Origin of the sequence: Arthrobacter sp. ok909 (assembly GCF_900104405.1) — a bacterium.
Taxonomy (GTDB): domain Bacteria; phylum Actinomycetota; class Actinomycetes; order Actinomycetales; family Micrococcaceae; genus Arthrobacter; species Arthrobacter humicola.
Window position 1 is genome coordinate 1 of the sequence record NZ_FNJS01000031.1, and the last position, 22,287, is coordinate 22,287.

18 protein-coding genes are annotated in these 22,287 nt (G+C 66.9%); 13 read left to right on the plus strand and 5 right to left on the minus strand.

The window, feature by feature from the left end; genetic code table 11:
- Both BLR03_RS19090 and BLR03_RS19095 read left to right on the plus strand, forming a co-directional pair.
- A partial coding sequence (locus tag BLR03_RS19090; protein ID WP_139184601.1) for an HNH endonuclease signature motif containing protein occupies window positions 1–300 on the plus strand: 300 nt, incomplete at its 5' end.
- A 388-nt stretch (window positions 301–688) separates the two neighbouring features.
- Complete coding sequence (locus tag BLR03_RS19095; RefSeq protein WP_091255670.1) at window positions 689–1,072, plus strand: VOC family protein; 384 nt, start codon at window positions 689–691, stop codon at window positions 1,070–1,072.
- A 216-nt stretch (window positions 1,073–1,288) separates the two neighbouring features.
- Here the strand turns inward: BLR03_RS19095 and BLR03_RS19100 are convergent, their stop codons facing one another.
- Window positions 1,289–3,853: a DNA gyrase/topoisomerase IV subunit A gene (locus BLR03_RS19100; protein ID WP_091255671.1), complete on the minus strand. Its 2,565-nt coding sequence runs from the start codon at window positions 3,851–3,853 to the stop codon at window positions 1,289–1,291.
- A 68-nt stretch (window positions 3,854–3,921) separates the two neighbouring features.
- Between BLR03_RS19100 and BLR03_RS19105 the strand changes: the two genes are divergently transcribed.
- From BLR03_RS19105 to BLR03_RS19115, 3 genes are all read left to right on the plus strand, one after another.
- Window positions 3,922–6,633 carry a bifunctional acetate--CoA ligase family protein/GNAT family N-acetyltransferase gene (locus BLR03_RS19105; RefSeq protein WP_091255672.1) on the plus strand — a complete coding sequence of 904 codons (2,712 nt, stop codon included), beginning with the start codon at window positions 3,922–3,924 and terminating at the stop codon, window positions 6,631–6,633.
- An 80-nt stretch (window positions 6,634–6,713) separates the two neighbouring features.
- On the plus strand, window positions 6,714–7,457 hold the full coding sequence (locus BLR03_RS19110; protein ID WP_091255674.1) for a DUF5998 family protein: 744 nt from the start codon (window positions 6,714–6,716) through the stop codon (window positions 7,455–7,457).
- A gap of 1 nt (window position 7,458) precedes the next feature.
- Window positions 7,459–8,688, plus strand: a complete 1,230-nt coding sequence (locus tag BLR03_RS19115; protein ID WP_091255676.1) for an alkaline phosphatase family protein — start codon at window positions 7,459–7,461, stop codon at window positions 8,686–8,688.
- Between the two features lie 15 nt (window positions 8,689–8,703).
- Here BLR03_RS19115 and sepH read toward each other — a convergent pair whose 3' ends face one another.
- Window positions 8,704–10,140 carry a septation protein SepH gene (gene sepH / locus BLR03_RS19120; RefSeq protein ID WP_091255678.1) on the minus strand — a complete coding sequence of 479 codons (1,437 nt, stop codon included), beginning with the start codon at window positions 10,138–10,140 and terminating at the stop codon, window positions 8,704–8,706.
- A 367-nt stretch (window positions 10,141–10,507) separates the two neighbouring features.
- Between sepH and BLR03_RS19125 the strand changes: the two genes are divergently transcribed.
- The gene (locus tag BLR03_RS19125) at window positions 10,508–10,807 is read left to right on the plus strand and encodes a DUF4193 domain-containing protein (RefSeq protein ID WP_091255680.1); all 300 of its coding nucleotides are present in this window, start codon (window positions 10,508–10,510) and stop codon (window positions 10,805–10,807) included.
- A gap of 21 nt (window positions 10,808–10,828) precedes the next feature.
- Here the strand turns inward: BLR03_RS19125 and BLR03_RS19130 are convergent, their stop codons facing one another.
- Window positions 10,829–11,314 carry a DUF3093 domain-containing protein gene (locus BLR03_RS19130; RefSeq protein WP_091255681.1) on the minus strand — a complete coding sequence of 162 codons (486 nt, stop codon included), beginning with the start codon at window positions 11,312–11,314 and terminating at the stop codon, window positions 10,829–10,831.
- 168 nt (window positions 11,315–11,482) lie between these two features.
- Between BLR03_RS19130 and dut the strand changes: the two genes are divergently transcribed.
- The 4 genes from dut to BLR03_RS19150 all read left to right on the plus strand — a co-directional run bounded on the left by dut (window position 11,483) and on the right by BLR03_RS19150 (window position 14,183).
- Window positions 11,483–12,001 (plus strand): dUTP diphosphatase, encoded by a 519-nt coding sequence (gene dut, locus BLR03_RS19135; RefSeq protein ID WP_091255683.1) that lies wholly within the window; start codon window positions 11,483–11,485, stop codon window positions 11,999–12,001.
- Between the two features lie 184 nt (window positions 12,002–12,185).
- On the plus strand, window positions 12,186–12,932 hold the full coding sequence (locus tag BLR03_RS19140; protein ID WP_091255685.1) for a DUF3710 domain-containing protein: 747 nt from the start codon (window positions 12,186–12,188) through the stop codon (window positions 12,930–12,932).
- Entirely contained in the window at window positions 12,925–13,377 is a 453-nt protein-coding gene (locus BLR03_RS19145) for a hypothetical protein (protein ID WP_091255687.1), read from the plus strand. Before BLR03_RS19140 ends, BLR03_RS19145 begins: the two co-directional genes overlap by 8 nt.
- On the plus strand, window positions 13,374–14,183 hold the full coding sequence (locus tag BLR03_RS19150) for a DUF3159 domain-containing protein (RefSeq protein ID WP_091255689.1): 810 nt from the start codon (window positions 13,374–13,376) through the stop codon (window positions 14,181–14,183). Before BLR03_RS19145 ends, BLR03_RS19150 begins: the two co-directional genes overlap by 4 nt.
- Before the next feature lie 87 nt (window positions 14,184–14,270).
- Here the strand turns inward: BLR03_RS19150 and BLR03_RS19155 are convergent, their stop codons facing one another.
- On the minus strand, window positions 14,271–15,014 hold the full coding sequence (locus tag BLR03_RS19155; protein ID WP_091255690.1) for a potassium channel family protein: 744 nt from the start codon (window positions 15,012–15,014) through the stop codon (window positions 14,271–14,273).
- Window positions 15,015–15,686, minus strand: a complete 672-nt coding sequence (locus BLR03_RS19160; protein WP_091255692.1) for a potassium channel family protein — start codon at window positions 15,684–15,686, stop codon at window positions 15,015–15,017.
- 153 nt (window positions 15,687–15,839) lie between these two features.
- Here BLR03_RS19160 and BLR03_RS19165 point away from each other — a divergent pair, with 153 nt between their 5' ends.
- From BLR03_RS19165 to BLR03_RS19175, 3 genes are all read left to right on the plus strand, one after another.
- Window positions 15,840–17,816 (plus strand): APC family permease, encoded by a 1,977-nt coding sequence (locus tag BLR03_RS19165; RefSeq protein WP_175460621.1) that lies wholly within the window; start codon window positions 15,840–15,842, stop codon window positions 17,814–17,816.
- The gene (locus BLR03_RS19170) at window positions 17,813–19,228 is read left to right on the plus strand and encodes a class I SAM-dependent RNA methyltransferase (RefSeq protein WP_091255695.1); all 1,416 of its coding nucleotides are present in this window, start codon (window positions 17,813–17,815) and stop codon (window positions 19,226–19,228) included. Before BLR03_RS19165 ends, BLR03_RS19170 begins: the two co-directional genes overlap by 4 nt.
- Before the next feature lie 208 nt (window positions 19,229–19,436).
- Window positions 19,437–22,250: an aconitate hydratase gene (locus tag BLR03_RS19175; protein ID WP_091255697.1), complete on the plus strand. Its 2,814-nt coding sequence runs from the start codon at window positions 19,437–19,439 to the stop codon at window positions 22,248–22,250.
- Window positions 22,251–22,287 lie beyond the last annotated feature (37 nt).

Consider the following 22,287-nt stretch of genomic DNA (forward strand, 5'->3'; position numbering starts at 1 on the left):
CCCCACCTCCGCAAAGCCCTCATCGCCCGGGACCTCGGCTGCGCCTTCCCCGGCTGCACCATCCCCGCGCCCTGGTGCGAAGCCCACCACATCACGTACTGGTCCCGCGGCGGAACCACCGGCACCGAGAACGGAACCCTGCTGTGCTCCCATCACCACCACCTGATCCACAAAGAGGCGTGGACCATCCGGCTCCGGACCGGGGTTCCCTGGTTCATCCCGCCACCCCACATCGACCCCGGCCAGAAACCCCGCCGCAACCACTACTTCACACCTGCCCGACTTGCCCGGGCCGCATAACCGCAACCCGGACAATGACGGCATGATCTGATCCAAGGTGCCACCCGTGTCGTCACGGACCCGGCAGTCACGGCAGCACCCGCGGCCGTCCGCGGTGGCCGCGGCCGCACGGCGGCGTGAGCCGGTTGGCGACGGCGGCTCCTCATGACGGCCGCACAACCGCGTCCCGCCCGGTTGCCAGGGCGCCTCACCATGGCCGCATGACGGCGGTCCGAACAGTTTAATGAAATAGCCCTCCGGCGCATTAATGAAATGGCCCGCCGGCGCGCTCGGTGGACGCGGCGGGCCGCGGGCAGTCACCGGAAATCCTGCTTCAGATTCACGGGTACGCGCGGCGCCCGGAGGAGTAAAATTCCTTCCGGGGGGCGGGCCTGGAAAGAGAATAGCCATGCTCAAGGATCAGCAAGTCGGCGCTGTGCTACCGGCGGCGGACATCGCCCGTGCACGGGGTTTCTACCGCGACAAGCTCGGGCTCGAACCCGACAACCCGGATGCCGAAGACAACCTGCAGTACTCGTGCGGCGGCGGAACCCGGTTCCTCCTGTACCAAACGCCTAACGCCGGCACCGCCAAGAACACGCAGATAGGCTGGATGGTCGACGACCTGCCAGCTGCCGTCGCGGAACTCCGGGCCAATGGAATCGTCTTCGAGGAATACGACTTCCCGGGCCTGAAAACCGAGGACGGAATTGCCACCACTCCGGACGGGAGTTCGGCCGCATGGTTCCTGGACACCGAGGGCAACATCTTGAGCCTCAACCACATGGCGTAGTCACTACTCCACGGAACCTTGGAATGGCGCTTGCCGAAAGAGAGATTGCCGGACGTTGATGCCGGACGCCAATCCCCCAGGGCAATCCTTCATGCCGGGCCCGGCGACGGCGCCCGAGCTTATGGATCGAACGCAAAGCCCGGTGGTAAGGAGCGAGCACAAAGCCCGGTCGGGCCGCGAAACCGCGGCCCGACCGGGCTTTGTGTGGTCGGACGGCTACGCGTCCGTCCCGGCCGGGGTCCCGGCGGAGGTCGCCGGCGCGGCCCCGGCCTCCGGTTCCTCGGACCACGCCATGCTGGGGCCAATGGCGTCGATGGCCTGCGACAGGGGGATTCCCGAACCGTCGCGGCGGCCGTGCTCGCCCGGGAGGGAGCGCGCCACGCCCGCCAAAGAGGAAGCCTTGGCGGGACCGTGGCCGGCCCAGCCGAGGAGCAGCGTGTCCTCGCCCTTGAGGAAGCGGTGCGCCCGCACTCCAGCCGTGGCCCGGCCCTTGGCCGGGTATTCGGCCAGCGCAGTGACCTTGGCAGCCCCGGGGGCGGTGCCCGGCAGGGCGCCTTCGGTCCCAGCGATGGTCACGACGACGGCGGCGGCGTCGGCCGCGTTGGCGGTCCCGAAGAACAGCACCCGGTCCCCGGCGGCCAGCTTGATTCCGGCCATGCCGCCTGCGGTCCGGCCCTGCGGGCGGACGGCGGATGCACTGAAGCGCAGCAGTTGGGCCTGGCGCGTGATGAAGACGAGGTCGTCGTCGTCGGACCCCGCGGACGAAACACCCACCACGGTGTCCTTGTCCTTGAGCGCGATCACTTCCCAGTCCTCGCGGTTCAGCGGATAGTCCGGCTGCACCCGCTTGACTACGCCCTGGGCGGTTCCGATTGCGAGGACCTGATCCAGGGGAACGAAAGCCACAAGCGACTCGCCCTTGAGGAGGGTGATGAAATCCTTGGCCGGCACGCCGCCAGCCATGTTCGGAGTGCCCGACGTCGGCGGCAGCACGGGCATGTCCATGACCTGAAGGCGCAGCATGCGTCCCTGCGACGTCACGGCCGCGATCTCGCCGCGGGCTGATGTCTTGACCACGGAGGAGAAAACGTCATGCCGGGTCCGGGGACCTGCCTCGGCCAGACTTTCCTGGTTGGAAGTGCGGGCGATCTGACCGGACGCCGTGAGGATGGCCCAGCAGGGATCGTCCGCGATCTCGAGCGCCAGCGGCGCCGCCTTGCCCTTGGCCCCGGTGACGGCGCCCGCGGCGGCCGCGACGGTGGGGGAGACGGCCTCGGATTCCAGCAGCACCGTCCGCCGCGGGGTACCGTACTTCTCCGCGATCTCGCCGAGTTCGTCTGAGACGAGGCCACGCAGCAGCGCGGGGGAGCCCAGGATGGCCTCGAGCTCGGCGATTTCCCGGCGGAGCTCCTCCTGCTCCTTCTCCAGTTCGATCCGCGAGTACTTGGTCAGCTGCCGCAGCCGCAGTTCCAGGATGTAGTTGGCCTGGATCTCGGTGAGGTCGTAGATGGACATCAGCCGGGTCCGGGCCGCGGCAACCTCGTCGGAGGACCGGATGATCTGGATGACCTCGTCAATGTCAACGATCGCGATCAGGAGGCCCTCGACCAGGTGCAGGCGGTCCTTCTTCTTACCCAGCCGGAAGGCCGTGCGGCGGCGGACAACGTTGATCCGGTGGTCCACATACACCGAGAGCAGCTGCAGCAGCCCGAGGGTCTGCGGCTGGCCGTCCACGAGCGTGACGTTGTTGATCCCGAAGGAGTCTTCCATCGGGGTGTAGCGGTAGAGCTGCTGGAGCACCGCATTGGGATTGAAGCCGTTCTTGAGCTCAATGACCAGGCGCAGGCCGTGCTTGCGGTCCGTGAGGTCCACGATGTCGCTGATGCCGGTGAGCTTCTTGCCGTTGACGGCGTCCTTGATCTTCTCGATCACCTTCTCCGGCCCCACCATGTACGGCAGTTCCGTGACCACCAGGCCGGTGCGGCGGGCCGAGAGTTGCTCGATCTCCACCTTGGCGCGGGTCTTGAAGGAGCCGCGGCCCGTGGCGTAGGCGTCGCGGATGCCGTCCAAGCCCACGATCCGGCCGCCCGTGGGCAGATCCGGGCCGGGGACGAACTTCATGATGTCCTCGAGCGTGGCGTCCGGGTTTTCGATCAGATGCCGCGCCGCGGCGATGACCTCCACGAGGTTGTGCGGGGCCATGTTCGTGGCCATGCCAACGGCGATGCCCGTGGCGCCGTTGACCAGCAGGTTGGGGAACGCGGCCGGGAGTACGTCCGGCTGGGTCAGCTGATTGTCGTAGTTGGGAACGAAGTCGACGACGTCCTCGTCGAGGTGGTCCGTGAGGGTCAGGGCCGCAGCCGCCAGCCGGGCCTCCGTGTAGCGGGGCGCGGCCGGGCCGTCGTCGAGCGAGCCGAAGTTGCCGTGCCCGTCGATCAGCGGCAGCCGGAGGGAGAAGTCCTGCGCCATGCGCACCATGGCGTCGTAGATCGCCGCGTCGCCGTGCGGGTGCAGCTTGCCCATGACCTCGCCCACGACGCGGGCGCTCTTGACGTGGCCCCGGTCCGGGCGTAGCCCCATGTCGCTCATCATGTACAGGATGCGGCGCTGCACGGGCTTCAACCCGTCGCGGGCGTCCGGGAGGGCCCGCGAGTAGATCACCGAATAGGCATATTCGAGGAACGAGCCTTCCATCTCGGACGTGACATCAATATCGACGATGTTCTCGGTGAAATCCTGGCTGGCGTCCCCTGCCGGGGGCGTGGTTTGGCGGCGTGCCATGGGGCGGGTGGGTCCTTCTGAGGGGGTGCTGAACGGGTACTGCGTAAGTTTATGACTAGGCTAAGCCTATGGTGGATCAGCCCTCGGACGGCGTATATCCGGAATATTGGGAAGCCGATGTTGTCCTGCGCGACGGCGGCACAGCACATTTGCGCCCCATCCACTCCTCCGATGCGGACGCGGTCCAGGCCTTCCACGTGGGCCAGTCCCAGAAGTCCATCTACATGCGCTTCTTCGCCTTCAAGTCCCGGCTGACGGGCAAGGAACTCAAGCGCTTCACCGAGGTGGACTACAAGGACCGGGTTGCCCTGGTGATCACCATCGGCGGCGAGATCCTGGGCATCGGCCGTTACGACCGGCTCAACGACCCGGAGGAGGCCGAGGTCGCCTTCAACATCGCCGACGCCCACCAGGGCCGCGGGATCGGCTCGATCCTGCTTGAACACCTCGCGGCCGCCGCCCGCGAAAACGGGATCCGCAAGTTCAGCGCCGAAGTGCTTCCGGAAAACCGCAAGATGCTCATGGTGTTCTCCGACGCCGGCTATGACGTCAAACGGCACTTTGACGACGGCGTGGTCAGCCTCGAGTTCAACATCGATCCCACGGACAAGTCCAGGGCCGTGATGGAATCCCGTGAGCACCGCGCCGAGGCCCGCAGCATCCAGGAACTGCTCGCCCCCTCCTCCGTGGCCGTGATCGGGGCGAGCCGCAAATGGGGAACCGTGGGCTACCAGTTGCTTGAGCACATCATCGAAGGCGGGTTCCACGGCCCGGTGTATGCCATCAACCCGGAGGCCCTGGAACTGGCCGGGATGCTCTCCTTCGCCCGGCTCTCTGAGGTGCCGGGTCCGGTCAAGCTCGCCATCATCGCGGTCCCGTATGACGAAGTCCCCAAGGTCGTCGAGGAATGCGGCGCCGCCGGCGTGAAGGGAATCGTGGTCGCCACCGCCGGGTACGCGGACGACGGCGAACGCGGCCTGGCCCGCCAGCGCGAACTCGTGCGGCAGGCCCGCGCCAACGGCATGCGCGTGATCGGGCCGGCTTCGCTGGGCATCGTCAACACCAACCCGGCCGTTTCCCTCAACGCTTCGATGGCGCCCGCGCTGGCTCGCCGCGGCGGGTTGGGGCTTTTCAGCCAGTCGGCCGCGATCGGGGTAGCTCTCTATGCCGCCTCCAGCCGCCGCAGGGTGGGCATCTCGACCTTCCTCTCCGCCGGCAACCGCGCCGACGTCTCCGGCAACGACCTGATGCAGTACTGGGAGGACGACGCCGACACCACTGCGGTGGGGTTGTATCTGGAATCGATCGGCAACCCGCGCAAGTTTTCCCGGCTGGCGCGGCGTCTGGCCCGGACCAAACCCGTGATTGTGGCCAAGTCCGACGCCATGGGCCTGAATTTGCCGCCTGGGCACGCCGTCCGCACCACGCAGGCGCCTCCTGAAGCCCTGGACGCCATGATGCGGCAGGCCGGCGTGATCCGGGTGGAGACCATCGAAGAACTCATGGACGTCGCCCAGATCGTGTCCAGCCAGCCGCTGCCGAAGGGCCCCGGCATCGCCGTCTTCAGCAATTCGCGCGCCCTCGGCAAGGTGGTGGCGGACAGCGCCGCAGGGCAGGGGCTCGGCGTGGACCGGATCGTCGCCGACGTCGACCTCGACGCCGGCATGTCCCGCGCGCTGCCGGCCCTGCGTCGGAGCCTGCAGGAAACGCTGACGTCGGACACGGTGCACGCCGTGGTGGTGGCGCTGCTTCCGGCGCGCGGCCTCACTGTCGAAAAAATCGCCGGTGTGCTGGCGGAATGTTCCGCGGCTGCCGGCAAGCCCGTGGTTGCCGCGTTTAGCGGAATCCTTGATCCTTCCATTTACGTGGAGGGCATGGTCGGCGTGGAGCCGGAGCAGCCCCAGCAGGCTCTGCTCACTCCGCCGGTACCCTGCTACTCCAACCCCGGCACGGCGGTGGCGGCACTGGCCGCCGTCGTGCGTTATGCCCAGTGGCTGGACCGGGACCAAGGCCTGTTCGTGGAACCCGAAGGCTGCCACCCGGACGCCGCCCGGGAAGAGCTGGAACAGCTGCTGCATAATGTGGGCGGGGAGCAGCTCGTCCGGCTGGACCAGGACACGGCCGCGCGGCTGCTGGGCCACTACGGCATCCGGGTGGTTCCGTCCGTCGGGTTCGAGACGGTGGAGGAGGCCGTCGCGGCGGCCGAGGGGCTCGGCTGGCCGGTGGTGCTGAAGACCACGGATCCGGCCCTGCGGCACCGGCTGGACCTCGGCGGCGTGCGGCTGGACATCCAGGACGCCGATTCGCTACGCCGCAACGTACTGGAGATGCGGAAATCGCTGGAACGGTACGGCTCTTCGTCCCTGGAAGTGCAGACGATGGTGCCGGTGGGGCAGGCCTGCACATTCCGTGCCATCGAGGATCCGTTGCTGGGGCCGGTGATCTCCTTCGGCCTGGCCGGAGACGCCGTGAACCTGCTCGATGACTGGGCCCACCGCGTGCCGCCGCTTTCCGGCTCCGACGTCCACGACTTCATCCGGGCGCCCCGGGCGTCGAGGAAACTGTTCGGGTACCAGGGCCTTCCCGCCGTCGACGTTGCGGCGCTGGAGGACCTCGCCGCCCGGCTCACACGGCTCAAGGACAACCATCCTGAGGTTGCGCTCGTGCACTTCAACCCCGTCCTCGCTGGGCCCGACGGCGCCTCCATCCTGGCCGCCGACGTCAGGATCGCCAATGCCGCCCAACGGACGGACACCGCGCGCCGCGCAATGCGCAGTTAGGCCCGCGTCCCCGTCCCCGTAGCCCCTGTTCCGGACCGGGCAGTTAGCAAGTCCCCAGCCGATCTGTGAAAATGGAGACCATGAGCTCCCAGCCTCCAACACCCAAACCCCTGGCGACTGCCCCCGGACGCCAGACCGCGCATCACCATGGCCTCCATGACCACAGCGCGCAGGGCCAGAGCCTGGAAGGGTCCCTCCAGCAGGCCGGGTTCTACCCGCGGCTCGTGGCGGACGTTGTCGCGGATGCCCTGGATGGCCGCGACTGCGTGGCACATCTGGTGCACCTCGAGACGCACTTCGACCGTGCCGAGGTCCGCCGCCACATCACGGTCCTGGTGTTGACGGAGGACATGCTGGTCATCACCCATGTGGACGACCAGCAGCTCGACGAAGCCGGCGAGCAGACCGTCGCCCAGGTCTCCACCGAGTCCGTCCCGGTGACGCAGATCCGCTCGGTGGTCCTCAGCTACGTCTACGCCCAGCCACAGGACTATAAGCCCTCTGACCCGGTCCGCGAGCTGACGCTGTCCATTGCCTGGTCCGGCGGCCAGCGACTCGACATGGGGCCGGCCAGCTGCGGGGACCCGCAGTGCGAGGCCGATCACGGCTACAGCGGCACCATCGCGCAGGAGGACATCGTCCTGCGGATCAGCGCCGAAGCCGACGGCCTGCAGGCCGTGCAGGATGCCAAGCTCTTCGCCCGCGCCCTTCGTGCCGTCAACACCGGTTCCGCGGCACCGGTCCCGCACACCGGGCCCGGTCTGCCGCCCCGACCGCGGATGGGCGTGTTCGGAAACCGCCTCAGCCGCGGCCACCAGCGCTGACATGGCTCACGTCCGTGAGCCAGAGGCTGCCCCGGTGACGGCCGCCGTCGGGTCCTTCCCGCTCCCGCCGGCTCCGGCGTTTGGTCACCGCTCGATCGCCGAGGTCCTGACGAGTGCCGCGGCAAGCCTGGGGGTCCCGGGTTTCGAGAACAAACTGCACCTGCCACCGGCCCAACGGATCTGCGTGGTGCTGGCCGACGGGCTGGGGCGCAACCTGCTGAAGCAAAAGACCGCGCACACGCCATTCTTGCGCTCGGTCCTTCAGGCGGGGCAGGGCAGCGTCCCGGTGTCACTGGACTCGGCGTTCCCGTCCACCACTGCGGCGTCCCTTGCGAGCTTTGGCACCGGGCTCCCGGCCGGCCAGCACGGCATGGTCGGCTACGACGTCCTCGACCCCGACCAGGACCGGGTAGTGAACATGCTCGGCAACTGGGATGCCGGCGTCGACCCGCAGACCTGGCAGCCGTTCCCCACCGTTTTTGAAAGGGCTGCCGACTACGTCGACGTCACGACGGTCAGTCTCCCGCAGTTCAGCACCTCGGCTATGACCCAGGCTGCGCTCCGCGGCGGGCGATTCGTCACCGGCGTCACTTCACACGCCCGCACCGGCGCGGCGGCCGAGGCCATGGCCGGCGCCGGGCCCTCGCTGATGTACTTCTACGTCAACGAGCTGGACAAAGCAGGGCACCGTTACGGCTGCCAGTCTCCCCAGTGGGAGCACCAGCTTGAGGAGCTCGATGCCACCGTGCGCCGGCTCAACGCCACTTTGCCGCCCGGAACCACCGTGGTGCTCACGGCGGACCACGGCATGGTCGACGTGCCGGAGTCGCAGCGGATCGACTACTCCGCGGATCCGGCGCTCATCGCCGGCGTGCGGCACACCGCCGGCGAGCCGCGGATGGTTCACCTGTACCTTGAGGACGGAACGGACGACGTCGCCCGTGCCCGCCTGCTGGAAAGCTGGCGGGCCCGCTTCGGGGACAGAATCTGGGCCTTCACCCGTGAGGAAGCGATCGCAGGCGGGTTGTTCGGCGACGTGCGCGCGGAAGCAGCCCTGCGGATCGGGCACGTCATGATCGCGGCCCGGGATTCGCTGGCGCTCTACGATACGCGTCGGGTCCGGCCCACGGCCCTGGAAGTTGTAGGCCAGCATGGTTCCCTTACTAAGGCCGAACGGGAAGTTCCGCTGCTGTGCTTCAAGGCCGACGGTAAGAAAGCGCCCCGCCGCTGAGACACCGCGGTTGTCTTACTGGTCGTTGCGGGTCCCAAAGACGATTTCATCCCAGCTGGGAACACTTGATCTTTTCGGCTTGGCCGGCTGGCGCTCCGGCTGGTCCGTAGCGGCGTCGTTCCGGGTAGCGCCCTGGGACTCGCGGTGCTGCCGGCGCGAGCTTCCGCCGCCGATCAGTTCGTCCAGTCCGGGGCTTGCGGTCGGGTTCTTGGCCGGCGGGCGAAGTTGCGAGGCCGCGATGGTGACTTCCCGCGTCTCGGTGCTGACGCCGTCGTGGAGCTTCAGGACGTCGTCCTCTTCGGGGATGCGCGGTGCCAGGGTCAGACGCGAGAGCATCGACGGCCTGCCATCGCGGCGGCGCGTGAAGGCATCGGTCTCAACCGGGGCGGACGCCTCCGCCGAAGGAGTAGCTGGCTGCCCAGGGTCGGTGATATCTGGATTGACGTCGTCAGACTCAACGGGCGCGGGGACGGACTCCGGTTCAGCATCCTGCGAAATCTCAGACGCGTCGGCCAGTTCCACCAGTTCGGCCATCTCGGGCACTTCGGCGGGCCGGGGATGGGCCGCGGGGACCCCATTGTTCAGGAGCATGGCGAGGGCGTCGTCGGCGTCCTCGTCCACCCCGATCCGGTGACCCCGGCGGGAACGCAACATGTCCAGCAGCCCGTCGGCGTCCTGTTCCTGGTGGATCCGGTCCTGCTGAAGCAGCATCTGATGGATGATGCTGTGCTGACCTGTCGCCGTCCGGGCTGCGGCCTCGGCGTCGGTTTCAAAGTCAAAGGGCCGGTCGGAAACGGCGGTAAGCCGGCGCGTCGGAACAGGACCTTCGAGCGGCTCGAGTTCGCTCAGTTGCTGGGCCCAGCGGTTCGCGTTGTGCAGCGACTTCCGGGCGGGGTGGAAAGTCCACATGGCCGGCGGTTCCTCGCCGATCCCGGCCGGGCCGCCGGGCTTGGGCTCGAAGCGGGCCACCACGTTCCAGCTGCCGTCGGGACGCCGCCAGGAGTCCCATTCCAGAGTTGAGGGTTCGACGCCGTAGGCCTTCAGCCGGTGCTCGACCATGTCGCTGAGGGAAGCCGGGTTGTCCCCGAATACGGACCGGTAGATGTCGTGGCCCGGGGCGGGGGAGGCCACCTCCACCTTGCGCGCCTGTTCGGCGATGTACTCGCGCTCAGCGAGGACCGGCCCTTCATAGCGCTGAACTCTTTCCAGCGGAATGCCGGACAGTTCCGCCACTTCGGTGGCGGTGGCTCCGTTCCGGATCCTGGTCTGGATATCCCGCGGAGACATGGCAATGGGTGCCGCGGCCGCGCTGGAAGCGGCCTTGGCCGCCGTCCGGCCGGCTGCTACCCGAAGTGCTTCATCGATCGGCAGCTGGAACATCTCGCCGCCGGTGCCACTCAACAGGAGATGCTCTCCGTCGTCGTGGACGCCTACAAGCCGTAGATCCTGCATACAAATCCTCCACCCTGGCATTACTAACAATCGAAACTCTGCCACCAGCGGGACGCATTTCGGGTTAGGACGGCTGGCGCGCCGTGATTTTCCGCGACTTTCCGCCGGTTTTGGCCGGTCTGCGGAAGATAACGGGAGGAAGGGAGCGGCGGGCTCTGGTGTTCGGCAGGAGCTTAAGCAAAAATGACCGACACCGGGCACAAAAACCGCATGTCCGGCGTTGACATCGGAGAACCGCTCCGGGGGCCCAGGGTCACAAGCCTGGCAGGGCCGCCGGGACCGGCGAACCATTTGATCAAATTGAGCAAATTGAGCAAATTGGTCACATCGATCGAATCGAACGAATGCGGAGTGTGAGCAACAAATAATGGCGACTGATTACGATGCGCCGCGCAAGACCGAAGAAGACCTCAGTGAGGATTCCATTGAGGCTCTGAAGGTGCGGCGTACGGAGAAGCCTTCCGCTGTGGTGGATGAAGACGAGTCTGACCTCGCCGAAGGCTACGAACTTCCCGGCGCTGACCTGTCCGGGGAGGAACTGCTGGTCCGGGTCCTGCCCGCCCAGGCAGACGAATTCACCTGTGCCTCCTGCTTCCTCGTCCGCCACCGTTCGCAGATTGCCCGAGAAAAGGACGGCCTCAAGTACTGCAAGGACTGCGAGGGCTAGGCTCCCGGCAACCGGTGCAAGTCAGGAATTGAGTGCGGCAAGCAGCTGCTCCGGGTGGCGGGTGGATGTGAGCCAATACGGGGTGCGGTCCGAGGGGTCCTCGATCTCGATCCGGACCACCGGATCCACCCAGCCGCGGATACATAAGAACGCCAGGCCGTTAAGGCGTGTGCCGCGTTCCGCCGTCGCCTCCTTGCCCCGGAATGCCGTCGCCTTGCCCAGGAACCCGCGTTCGATCGTGGCCCGGCCCACCTTCAGGGTCGTCTTCGTGACGGTGATCGACGGCGTGGACAGCAACAGAAGCACAGAGATGACGACGAAGAGCACAATGGCTGCGGTAATGCCGGCCCAGATGCTGATGGGCGCCAGCATGAGGATTCCGGCGCTGGAGAGCCCCGCCGACACAAGCCAGATCCAGAAGTTCGGCCAGAGCTTCTCGGCGTACAGGACAGTGGAGTCGCTCGGGGCACTCTTGGGGGCAGGCGCAGCTGCGCTGGATTCGGGCATAAGCCCAGCTTTCCATCTTTCGCGGGCTATTTCATCTCGGCTTCACCCGGCTCGAAGTCCGTGCCGACCTCGCTCCTACCCGGCGGCCCGCACGCGCGGCCGGTTGGCAGCCCCCGGGCGCGCAGGCGGCTAGGACGATACTCGTCGCTGGCGTTAGAGTGAGGGACTGTGACTGAAGAAAACACCGCCGTCGCCGGGGCCGCACGAACGGCCCGCGATGCAGAGTATGGAACGCCCACCTTGACGGTACAGCTGAAGATGCTCGACGACGGGCTCGAGCCGCCGTCGTACGCGCACCCGGGCGACGCCGGCGCCGACCTTCGCGCCCGCGAGGACGTGGTCCTTGCACCGGGGGAGCGCCGCCTTGTTCCAACCGGGGTTTCTATTGCCCTCCCGGACGGCTTCGTTGCGCTCATCCACCCCCGGTCCGGCCTCGCCACAAAGCACGGTCTGACTGTTGTGAACGCCCCCGGCACGGTCGACGCCGGCTACCGCGGAGAAATCGCGGTGACACTGCTCAATACGGACCGGGACGAGGCGATCGAGCTGCGGCGCGGCGATAGAATTGCACAGATGGTCATTCAGCGCGTGGAGTACGCACGGTTCCTCCCCGTCGAGGAACTGGACGGCTCGGTCCGAGGCGGAGGCGGCTTCGGCTCCACCGGCGGTTTCGGCGGACCGGCCTGAATACAGGTTCCGGCCTGGCCATGAGGGTCATCCGGGATTCTGCAGTGCCGCACACAGCGCTGCAGCAAGATCAGCGGTGCAGGGAAAATTGAGCAGGCGGCTGCCGGGTAGCGGACGGCCACGCAGGCAGGCGCCAGGATGGCGCCGCGCGGCGGCACAGGATCACAACTAAGGAGACAACCCCATGGTTTTTGGGCGTGGCAAGAAAGCCAAGCAGGAACAGCTGACAGGGCCGGACACGGACCAGGAAGCTGTTGTTGACGGCACGGCGACTGTGGACGGCACGAAGTCGGGCGGCAACGCAGCCAAGACCGCGGGCCGGGCCTCGACGGGTCCCTTCGACGTCTCGGAAATCGAGGGCCAGGACGGCTACGTGGACCTTGGCGCGCTCCTGATCACCCCCCGCGAGGGACTCCAGCTCCGCCTGGAAGTTGAAGAGGCCACCCAGCGGGTCGTAGCCGTCACGATGGACCTGGAGGGGTCGAGCCTTCAGCTTCAGGCTTTCGCAGCCCCCCGCTCAGAGGGCCTGTGGGACGAAATCCGTGAACAGATCGGCCAGTCGGTTGGCAGCCAGGGCGGCCAGGTCGAAGAGATCGAGGGCAGCTTCGGCACCGAGCTCGTGGCCAAGCTCCCTGCAGGCGGCGCGGACGGCAGCCAGGGCTACCGCGTGGCTCGCTTCATCGGCGTCGACGGCCCGCGCTGGTTCCTCCGCGGCGTCTTCGGCGGTGAAGCGGCACTGGACCGCGACTCCGCGGCCGGGCTGGAAGGGCTCTTCCGGCAGATTGTCGTCGTCCGCGGCGAGAACCCCATGCCGCCGCGCGACTTGCTGCAGCTCCGCCTTCCCAAGGACACGGCGGCCGCGCCCTCACCGCACGCGGCCCCCGAATTCGAACAGCCCGAACGCGGACCGGAGATAACCCAGATTGGCTGAAGCCGCCGGCAAGAAAGCTACCGCCGCCGTGCCGGTCCGGGACCTGCCGGACCGCGGACGGGTGCTATGCCACGGCTTCATCGAGTCCGTCACGTACGTGCCGGCCAACCAGGTGGCCGCCTTCACCGCCATCGTGATCGATCACGACGCGCCAGCCCCGGTCTCCCGCTTCCTGGGAGCCGGCGTGAAGGGCGGCGCCGGTGCCGAAGCGGCCGGCAGCCTGCCCGCCACCGTGTCCACCCACCGCGTGCGTCCCGGCGCGCAGCGCCAGCGGCCCGCGGGCCCCAAGGACCGGCTGCGCGTCGTATGGCTGGGGCGCCGACGGATTCCCGGTGTCGACGCTGGCACGGAACTCCGGCTCGAGGGCATGGTCACCATCCGTGACGGACTGCCCACCATCTTCAATCCGCGCTACGAAATACTTTCCCGCCAGGAGGAGCAATGACCTTGCCCGAACACCCCGAGCGGACCCCCCGGCGGGAAGACAGAGACAGCGGCCCGCGGGAGCCGGGGGAATCCGCCGGCACCGACCAGGACATTTCCCGGCCCGTCGCATCGCAGCCGACCGTGGCCCAGCTTGCGGGCGACTATGCGGCGAAGGCCGGCCTGCACCGGTCGAGCAACGGCAATATTGACGTGCTCAAGAGCGCCGGCGGCATCCAGGGCATCGCGGAGAGCATCCTGCCGGGCCTCGTCTTCCTGATCGCCTTCACCATAGACCGCGAGAACCTGTCGCTGGCCGTCATCGCTTCCGTGGCAGTGGCCGCAGCCTTTACCGTGGCCAGGCTGGTCCAGCGCAAGCCCCTGACGCAGGCACTGGCGGGGTTCATCGGCGTCGGGCTTTCCGCCTGGCTCGCCACCTCGACGGGAAAGGCGGAGAACTTCTACGTCCTGGGGTTCTTCACCAACATCGGCTACATCCTGGCAATGTCCATCTCCGTGGCCGTGCGCTGGCCGATCGCCGGTCTGCTCTTCGGCTTCATCCGCAACGAGGGCCTGGACTGGCGTAAAGATCCGAAGCGGGTAAAGGCTTACGGGATCGGCACGTGGGTGATTGTTTCCGTGCTGGTCCTGCGGCTCGTGGTGCAGGTGCCGCTCTACTTCATGGGGGAAGAAGGCCTCGCCGCCCTCGCCACCACCCGGCTGCTCATGGGGGCCCCGCTCTATATCCTCGGCGTCTGGATTGCCTGGCTGCTGACCCGGCCCGCGCCGGTCTTGGCCGACGCGGACGCAGAAGCCGAAACAGAATAGCTCGACCAACCGCTTGCGCTGTCAGTTGTGGCTGTTCCCAATCCTGAGAACAGCCACAACTGACAGCGCAACTGCGGTTAAAGCCCGTCAGCCGTCGAAGCCGTCGTCTCCGGCCGGCTGGGTGACGTGGCCGTGCTGGTCCGAGGTCACCGGGTGCTGATCATCGAGCGGCGACTCGGGCGCCAGCAGGGCGCGGAGGTCGTCCTCGGCCGCGATCGTAGTCACGAAGAACAGCTCGTCGCCGCCGTCGATCACGTCGTCGCGGCTGGGCGTGATGGGTGCCTGGTCGCGCAGGATCGCCACCAGGGTGGAGTCCTCGGGCCACTGGACATCGCCCACGGTCAGGCCGATCACGTGGGAATCATGCGGGACCGTGAACTCCACCAGCGAGGACACCCCGGTCTGGAGCGTCAGCAGCCGGACCAGGTCGCCGATCTCCACCGCTTCCTCCACCAGGGCGGTCATGAGTTGCGGGGTGTTAACCGCGACGTCGACGCCCCAGGAGTCATCGAACATCCAGTCGTTCTTAGGGTTGTTGACCCGGCCGACGGTCCGCCCCACGCCGAATTCCGTCTTGGCCAGCAGTGAGACCACAAGGTTGACCTTGTCGTCACCGGTGGCGGAAACCACGACGTCGGCGTCCTCGAGTTTGGCGTCCTGCAGCGTGCTCAGCTCGCAGGCATCACCGACCAGCCAGTGGGCGCCGCGCAGTCCGCTGCGGCCGATGACCTCCGGCTTCTCATCGATCAGCAGGATTTCGTGCTTGTGGGCCAGCAGTTCACGGGCGATCGAGGATCCGACGCTTCCGGCACCGACGATGACGACTTTCACTTAGGACTCCTTGGCGGGGGACTTGGCGAGAATATGGCCGACCTCGGAGCTGCGGTCCACGTTCAGCATGGCGTGGACGGTGTCGCCGTCCTGGTAGGACATGCCGGCGGCGGGCAGGGTCCCCTCGCCGAACCGGGTCAGATACGCGACCCGGATGCCGGCCGCTTTCTCGATGGACGAGATCGGGTGCCCGATCCAGCCGGGGTTGAGGTCCACCTCGGCGAGGACCAGGCGGCCCGAGGGCTCGCGGAAATCGCCGGCGACGTGCTGTTCCGGCAGGATACGGCGCAGCACCTGGTCGGCACTCCAGCGGACCGCGGCCACCGTGGGGATACCCAGGCGCTGGTAGATTTCGGCGCGGCCCGGATCATAAATCCTGGCCACGACGTGGGGAACGTGGAAGGTCTCGCGGGCTACCCGGGTGGCGAGGATGTTGGAGTTGTCGCCGCTTGAGACCGCCGCGAACGCGTAGGCTTCCTCGACGCCGGCCCGCTTGAGGGTCTCGCGGTCGAACCCGACCCCCGTGACCTTGCGGCCGGTGAAGCCCGCACGGAGCCGGCGGAACGCACGGTCGTCCTGGTCGATAATAGCCACGGAATGGCCGGCTTCCTCGAGCGTGTGTGCCAGGGTTGCCCCGACACGGCCACAACCCATGATCACGAAGTGCGCCACATGGGCCTCCTCTTGGTTCTGCGTCTGATACTGCGTAAAACTCTACCGGCCACGGGACGCGCGGAGGCCAAGGCCGCGGGCCTCCGGGCGGATCATTGCGCACGCCAACTTCGCCGTCATGACATCGCGTCCGAATCAGACTAGCTTTGTGTGGTGCTGACAATTTTCAATGCCGTGAAGCGGGTGCTGGTAGGCAAACCCTTCCGGAACGACCGTCTGGCCCACACGCTCTTGCCGAAGCGGATCGCGTTGCCCATTTTCGCCTCGGACGCACTGTCTTCCGTGGCCTACGCGCCCGATGAAATCCTCCTCACCCTGGCCCTGGCCGGCGTGAGTGCGGTGGCTATTGCGCCCTGGGTTGGCCTCGCCGTTATGGTGGTGCTCCTGACCGTTGTGGCCTCCTACCGCCAAAACGTCCACGCGTACCCCTCCGGCGGCGGCGACTACGAGATCGCCAATGTGAACCTGGGCAAGTATGCGGGCCTCACTGTGGCCGCGGCGCTGCTGGTCGACTACGTGCTGACCGTGGCTGTCTCCATGTCATCGGCTGCGACGTACCTGACCACGGCCGTGCCATCGCTGCACGGTCAGCAGGCCGCGATTGCCACGATCGGTGTCGTGATCCTGGCCCTTGTGAACCTGCGCGGTATCCGGGAAGCCGGCAGCGTATTCGCGGTGCCGACCTACATCTTCATGGCCTCCATCCTCGGCATGACCGCCGTCGGAATCTTCCAGGCCGTGACCGGCCAGCTGGGGCAGGCGCCCTCGGCCGCCTTCACTATCGTGCCGGATCCGGGCTTCGATCAGGGTCTTGTCGGGCTGGCTGGGGCATTCCTGCTGCTGCGGGCCTTCTCCTCCGGCGCCGCGGCCCTGACCGGCGTCGAGGCCATCAGCAATGGCGTGCCCAACTTCAAGAAGCCCAAGAGCAAGAACGCGGCCACCACACTGCTGTTGCTCGGCGTCATTGCGTCCGCCATGCTGGCCGGTATCATCTACCTGGCCAACGCCACCAAGGTGCATATCGTGCAGGATCCGGCAACGGAATTCCTCTTGAACGGCAAGCCGCTGGAGGAGGGATACATCCAGAACCCGGCCATCAGCCAGATTGCGCAGACCGTCTTCGGGGCGGGTTCCATCCCGTTCTACATCGTGGTGGCGGCCACGGGCGTCATCCTCGTGTTCGCTTCCAACACTGCGTTCAACGGCTTTCCGGTGCTCGGCTCCATCCTTGCCCAGGACGGCTACCTGCCGCGCCAGCTGCGCACCCGGGGAGACCGGCTGGCCTTCAGCAACGGTGTCCTGGCGCTGGCGGCAGGTGCCCTCGTACTGATCATCGCGTTCAACGCCGACGTCACAAAACTCATCCAGCTCTACATCGTGGGCGTCTTCATCTCCTTCACGATGAGCCAGCTGGGTATGATCCGGCACTGGGGCCGGGAACTGAAACTATCCAAGGACCCCGCCGTGCGGTTGCGCATGATCAAGTCGCGGACCATCAATACGGTGGGCTTCGGCATGACCGGACTGGTACTTGTGATCGTCCTCATCACCAAGTTCTCACAGGGCGCCTGGATCGCGCTGCTGGCCATGTTCGTCCTGTTCCTGATCATGTGGAGCATCCGGGCGCACTACGACAACGTGGCCAAGGAACTCGCCGTGGACGAGGACTCCTCGCCGCGCGCCCTTCCCACCCGCGTGCACGCAGTGCTGCTCGTCTCCCACGTCCGCAAACCCGTGCTGCGCGCCCTCGCCTACGCCCGGGCCTCCCGCCCGTCGCGGCTGGACGCCATCACGGTGGACATCAGCCCGGAGGAGACCGAGGCGACTGTCGCCGACTGGGTGAAGCTCGAAATCCCGGTGCCCCTGACCGTGCTTGCCAGCCCGTTCCGCGAAACCGTGACTCCGATCATGGAGTACATCAAGAACATGCGCCGCGATTCGCCGCGCGACCTGATCGTGGTCTATATCCCGGAGTACGTGGTCGGCAAATGGTGGGAACAACTGGTCCATAACCAGACCGCGCTGCGCATCAAGACCCGGCTGCACTTCGAGCCCGGCGTCATGGTGGCCAGTGTGCCGTGGCAGCTGAAGTCATCCGAAGAAGCCAAGAAACTGCAGGACATCCAATGACCCCCGACACCCGGACGCACACCCACACCGAGCTCGTCGTCGACGTCGGGCCTGTCGCCCACGGCGGGCACTGCGTGGCCCGGCACGAGGGCCGCGTCGTGTTCGTCCGCCACGGCATTCCCGGCGAGAAAGTCCGCGTCCGGCTCACCGACGACGGCCCCTCCGCCAAATTCTGGCGTGCCGATGTGGTGGAGGTCCTGGAACCCTCGCCGGACCGCGTACCGCATTTCTGGGACCTTGCCGACTCCGGCCGTTCATGGTCTCACCGCCATCCGCCCGTCGGCGGTGCCGAACTTGGCCACATCTCCCTGGCACGTCAGCGTAGCCTCAAGGCCGAGGTCCTGGCCGAACAGCTTAAGCGGCTGGCCGGCGTCGACCTTTCGCCCACAGGGCAGATCACCGTCGAAGCCGTCGGCACTGCCGCCGGGGGCCACACCGCGGAAGACGCAGCGGAGCGCACGAGACCTGACACAGGGGAGGGCGATGCCGCCGCGGCCGGCCTGGGCTGGCGGACACGTGCCGCCTTCGCCGTGACCCCCGCAGGCAAGCTCGGCATGCACGCCCACCGCTCCGACGCCATCCTGCCGGTGCGGGAGATGCCGCTGGCCGTGGACGGCATCAACGCACTCCGGCTCTGGGATATCGACCTGCAGGGTATCGACCGCGTCGAGGTCGCCGCCCCGGCGAACGGCTCCCGACCGCTCGTGCTGCTCGTGCCCGCCGCGGGGACCAGGTCCAAGCGGCTCAGCAGCATCCTGGCGCAGCTGCCCGACGACGTCTCGGTGGCCAGTTTGCACCCGACCACCGGCGAGGTCCTGCAACTGCGCGGCCGCACCTATGTCCAGGAATCTGCGGCCGGCCACGACTACCGGGTCACCGGCGACGGCTTCTGGCAGATCCACCGGGACGGCCCGGACACGCTCGTCGGGGCCGTCACCGGCTTCCTCCACGACGGCGGTTACCTCGCGCCGGGCTCCGTAGTGGCCGACCTCTACGCCGGGGCCGGGCTGTTCACGGCGCCCCTGGCCGACGCCGTGGGCGTGACCGGCTCCGTGCTCTCGGTGGAGGGAGCGCCGGGAACCAGCCGCGACGCGCGCAAGAACCTGCACGACGCCGCCCAGGTGGAAATTGTCCAGGGCCGCGTGGAGCGGGTGCTGCGGCAGAAACCCCGCAACTTTGACGCCCTGATCCTGGATCCGCCGCGTGCCGGGGCCGGCAAAGCAGTGGTCAAACAGCTGATCGACGCCGGTCCCCCGGCAATCGCATATGTGTCCTGCGATCCGGCGTCGTTCGCCCGCGACCTCGGCTATTTCCGGCAGGGCGGCTGGGGGATGGCGGCGCTGCGCGCCTTCGACCTCTACCCGCACACCCACCACATGGAGACTGTGGCGTTACTGACTCCCCAACCGTGATGCTACTAGGATGGGCGTAGTAGTCCGTCGTCGCGCTCCATCAACACTGCTGTTAGTGAGACTGCCGTTAACGAGAACGGCTGTTCCCTGTGTTCCGTACCTGCATCGCGTACAACCATGTACTGATGCCTGTATTAGTTAGGCAGGCCTAACTAGCAAGGGTTCAGCAGCGCGACAAAGATGAAACTGTTGCGAGAGGAGTCCTGCGATGAGCATTGTGGACAGCTTCGGTTCAAAAGGCAAACTTAATGTAGCCGGAACCGAATACGAAATTTTCCGGTTGAACTCCGTCGAAGGTGCAGAAAACCTTCCGTTCAGCCTCAAGGTATTGCTTGAAAACCTGTTGAGGACCGAGGACGGTGCCAACATCACGGCCGACCACGTCCGTGCACTGGCAGGCTGGGACCCCAGCGCCGAGCCCGACACCGAAATTCAGTTCACGCCGGCGCGCGTGATCATGCAGGACTTCACCGGCGTGCCCTGCGTCGTTGACCTCGCGACCATGCGTGAGGCTGTCAAGGAGCTCGGCGGTGACCCGAAGCGGGTCAACCCGCTGGCACCGGCCGAAATGGTCATTGACCACTCCGTCCAGATTGACGCCTTCGGCAACTCCGGCGCACTGGAGCGCAACATGGAGATTGAATACCAGCGCAACGGTGAGCGCTACCAGTTCCTGCGCTGGGGCCAGACGGCGTTTGATGACTTCAAGGTTGTCCCCCCGGGCACCGGCATCGTGCACCAGGTCAACATCGAATACCTGGCCCGCACCGTCATGACCCGTGAAGTTGACGGAGTCGTCCGGGCGTACCCGGACACCTGCGTCGGCACCGACTCGCACACCACCATGGTCAACGGCCTGGGCGTGCTGGGCTGGGGCGTTGGCGGCATCGAGGCCGAGGCCGCCATGCTCGGCCAGCCCGTCTCCATGCTCATCCCGCGCGTCGTGGGCTTCAAGCTCACCGGCTCCATCCCGGCCGGCGCCACCGCCACCGACGTCGTTCTCACCATCACCGAGCAGCTGCGCCAGCACGGAGTGGTGGGCAAGTTCGTGGAGTTCTACGGCGAAGGCGTCGCGGCTGTGCCGCTGGCCAACCGCGCCACCATCGGCAACATGAGCCCCGAGTTCGGCTCCACCGCCGCGATGTTCCCGATCGACGACGTCACCCTCGACTACTTGCGCCTCACCGGCCGGTCCGAAGAGAACGTCGCCCTCGTCGAGTCCTACGCGAAGGAACAGGGCCTCTGGCACGATCCTTCCAAGGAGATCAAGTTCTCCGAGTACCTCGAGCTGGACCTGTCCACGGTTGTTCCGTCGATCTCCGGCCCGAAGCGCCCGCAGGACCGCATCATCCTCACCGAGTCCAAGGCCCAGTTCCGCGAGGACCTGCGCAACTACGTGAAGGAAGACCTCGCCGGCGGAAGCGTCGACGAAGCAATCGACGAGAGCTTCCCGGCGTCCGACTCGCCGTCCTTCACGGGATCGGCAAGCCACGTCACGGACCAGGCCCCGCACGCCCACGGCCCGAAGTCCAACGGACGCCCGTCCAACAAGGTCAGCGTCACGACCGCCGACGGCCGCGAGTTCGAACTGGACCACGGTGCAGTCTCGATCGCCTCGATCACGTCCTGCACCAACACGTCCAACCCGTCTGTGATGCTGGCCGCCGCACTGCTGGCCCGCAACGCCGTCGACAAGGGCCTGACCTCCAAGCCGTGGGTCAAGACTTCCGTGGCTCCCGGTTCCAAGGTCGTCACCGACTACTACAACAAGTCGGGCCTGACTCCGTACCTGGAGAAGCTCGGCTTCTACATCGTCGGCTACGGCTGCGCGACGTGCATCGGCAACTCCGGTCCGCTGGACGCCGAGATCTCCGAGGCCATCCAGGCCAACGACCTCTCGGTCACCGCCGTGCTCTCCGGTAACCGCAACTTCGAAGGCCGGATCAACCCGGACGTGAAGATGAACTACCTGGCTTCCCCGCCGCTGGTCATCGCCTACGCCCTGGCCGGTACCATGGACTTCGACTTCGACAACGACGCCCTGGGCCAGGACGAGGCCGGCAACGACGTCTTCCTGAAGGACATCTGGCCGAACCCGGTCGAGGTCCAGCAGGTCATTGATTCCTCGATCGACAAGGAAATGTTTGCCCGCGGCTACGAGGGCGTCTTCGAAGGCGACGACCGCTGGAAGGCACTCGACACCCCGGCCGGCGACACCTTCGCCTGGGACGAGAAGTCCACGTACGTCCGGAAGCCCCCGTACTTCGATGGCATGAAGGCCCAGCCGGAGCCGGTCCAGGACATCACCGGTGCGCGCGTGCTGCTCAAGCTCGGCGACTCCGTCACCACGGACCACATCTCCCCGGCCGGTTCCTTCAAGTCGGACACCCCGGCCGGACAGTACCTGCTGGCCAACGGTGTGGAGCGCAAGGACTTCAACTCCTACGGCTCACGCCGCGGCAACCACGAGGTCATGATCCGCGGCACGTTCGCGAACATCCGCATCAAGAACCAGCTTCTGGACGGCGTCGAGGGCGGCTTCACCCGCGACTTCACCCAGGCCGACGGCCCGCAGGCCTACGTCTACGACGCCGCGCAGAACTACCAGGCCGCGGGCACCCCGCTGGTGGTCCTGGCCGGCAAGGAGTACGGCTCCGGCTCGTCCCGTGACTGGGCAGCCAAGGGCACGGCACTGCTGGGCGTCAGGGCTGTCGTTGCCGAGAGCTACGAGCGCATCCACCGCTCCAACCTGATCGGCATGGGCGTCCTGCCGCTGCAGTACCCGGCCGGCCAGAACGCTGCCAGCCTGGGCCTGACCGGCACGGAAACCTACGCGGTTGAGGGCGTTACCGCCCTGAACGAAGGCACCACGCCCAAGACGCTCAAGGTCACCGCCACGGCTGAGGACGGTTCCGTCACGTCATTCGACGCGGTCCTGCGCATCGATACCCCGGGCGAAGCGGACTACTACCGCAACGGCGGCATCCTGCAGTACGTGCTGCGCCAGATCTCCGCGAACTAGGGGAGGTCCTCCCGCCGGGAGGAATAGCAGTAGCGGC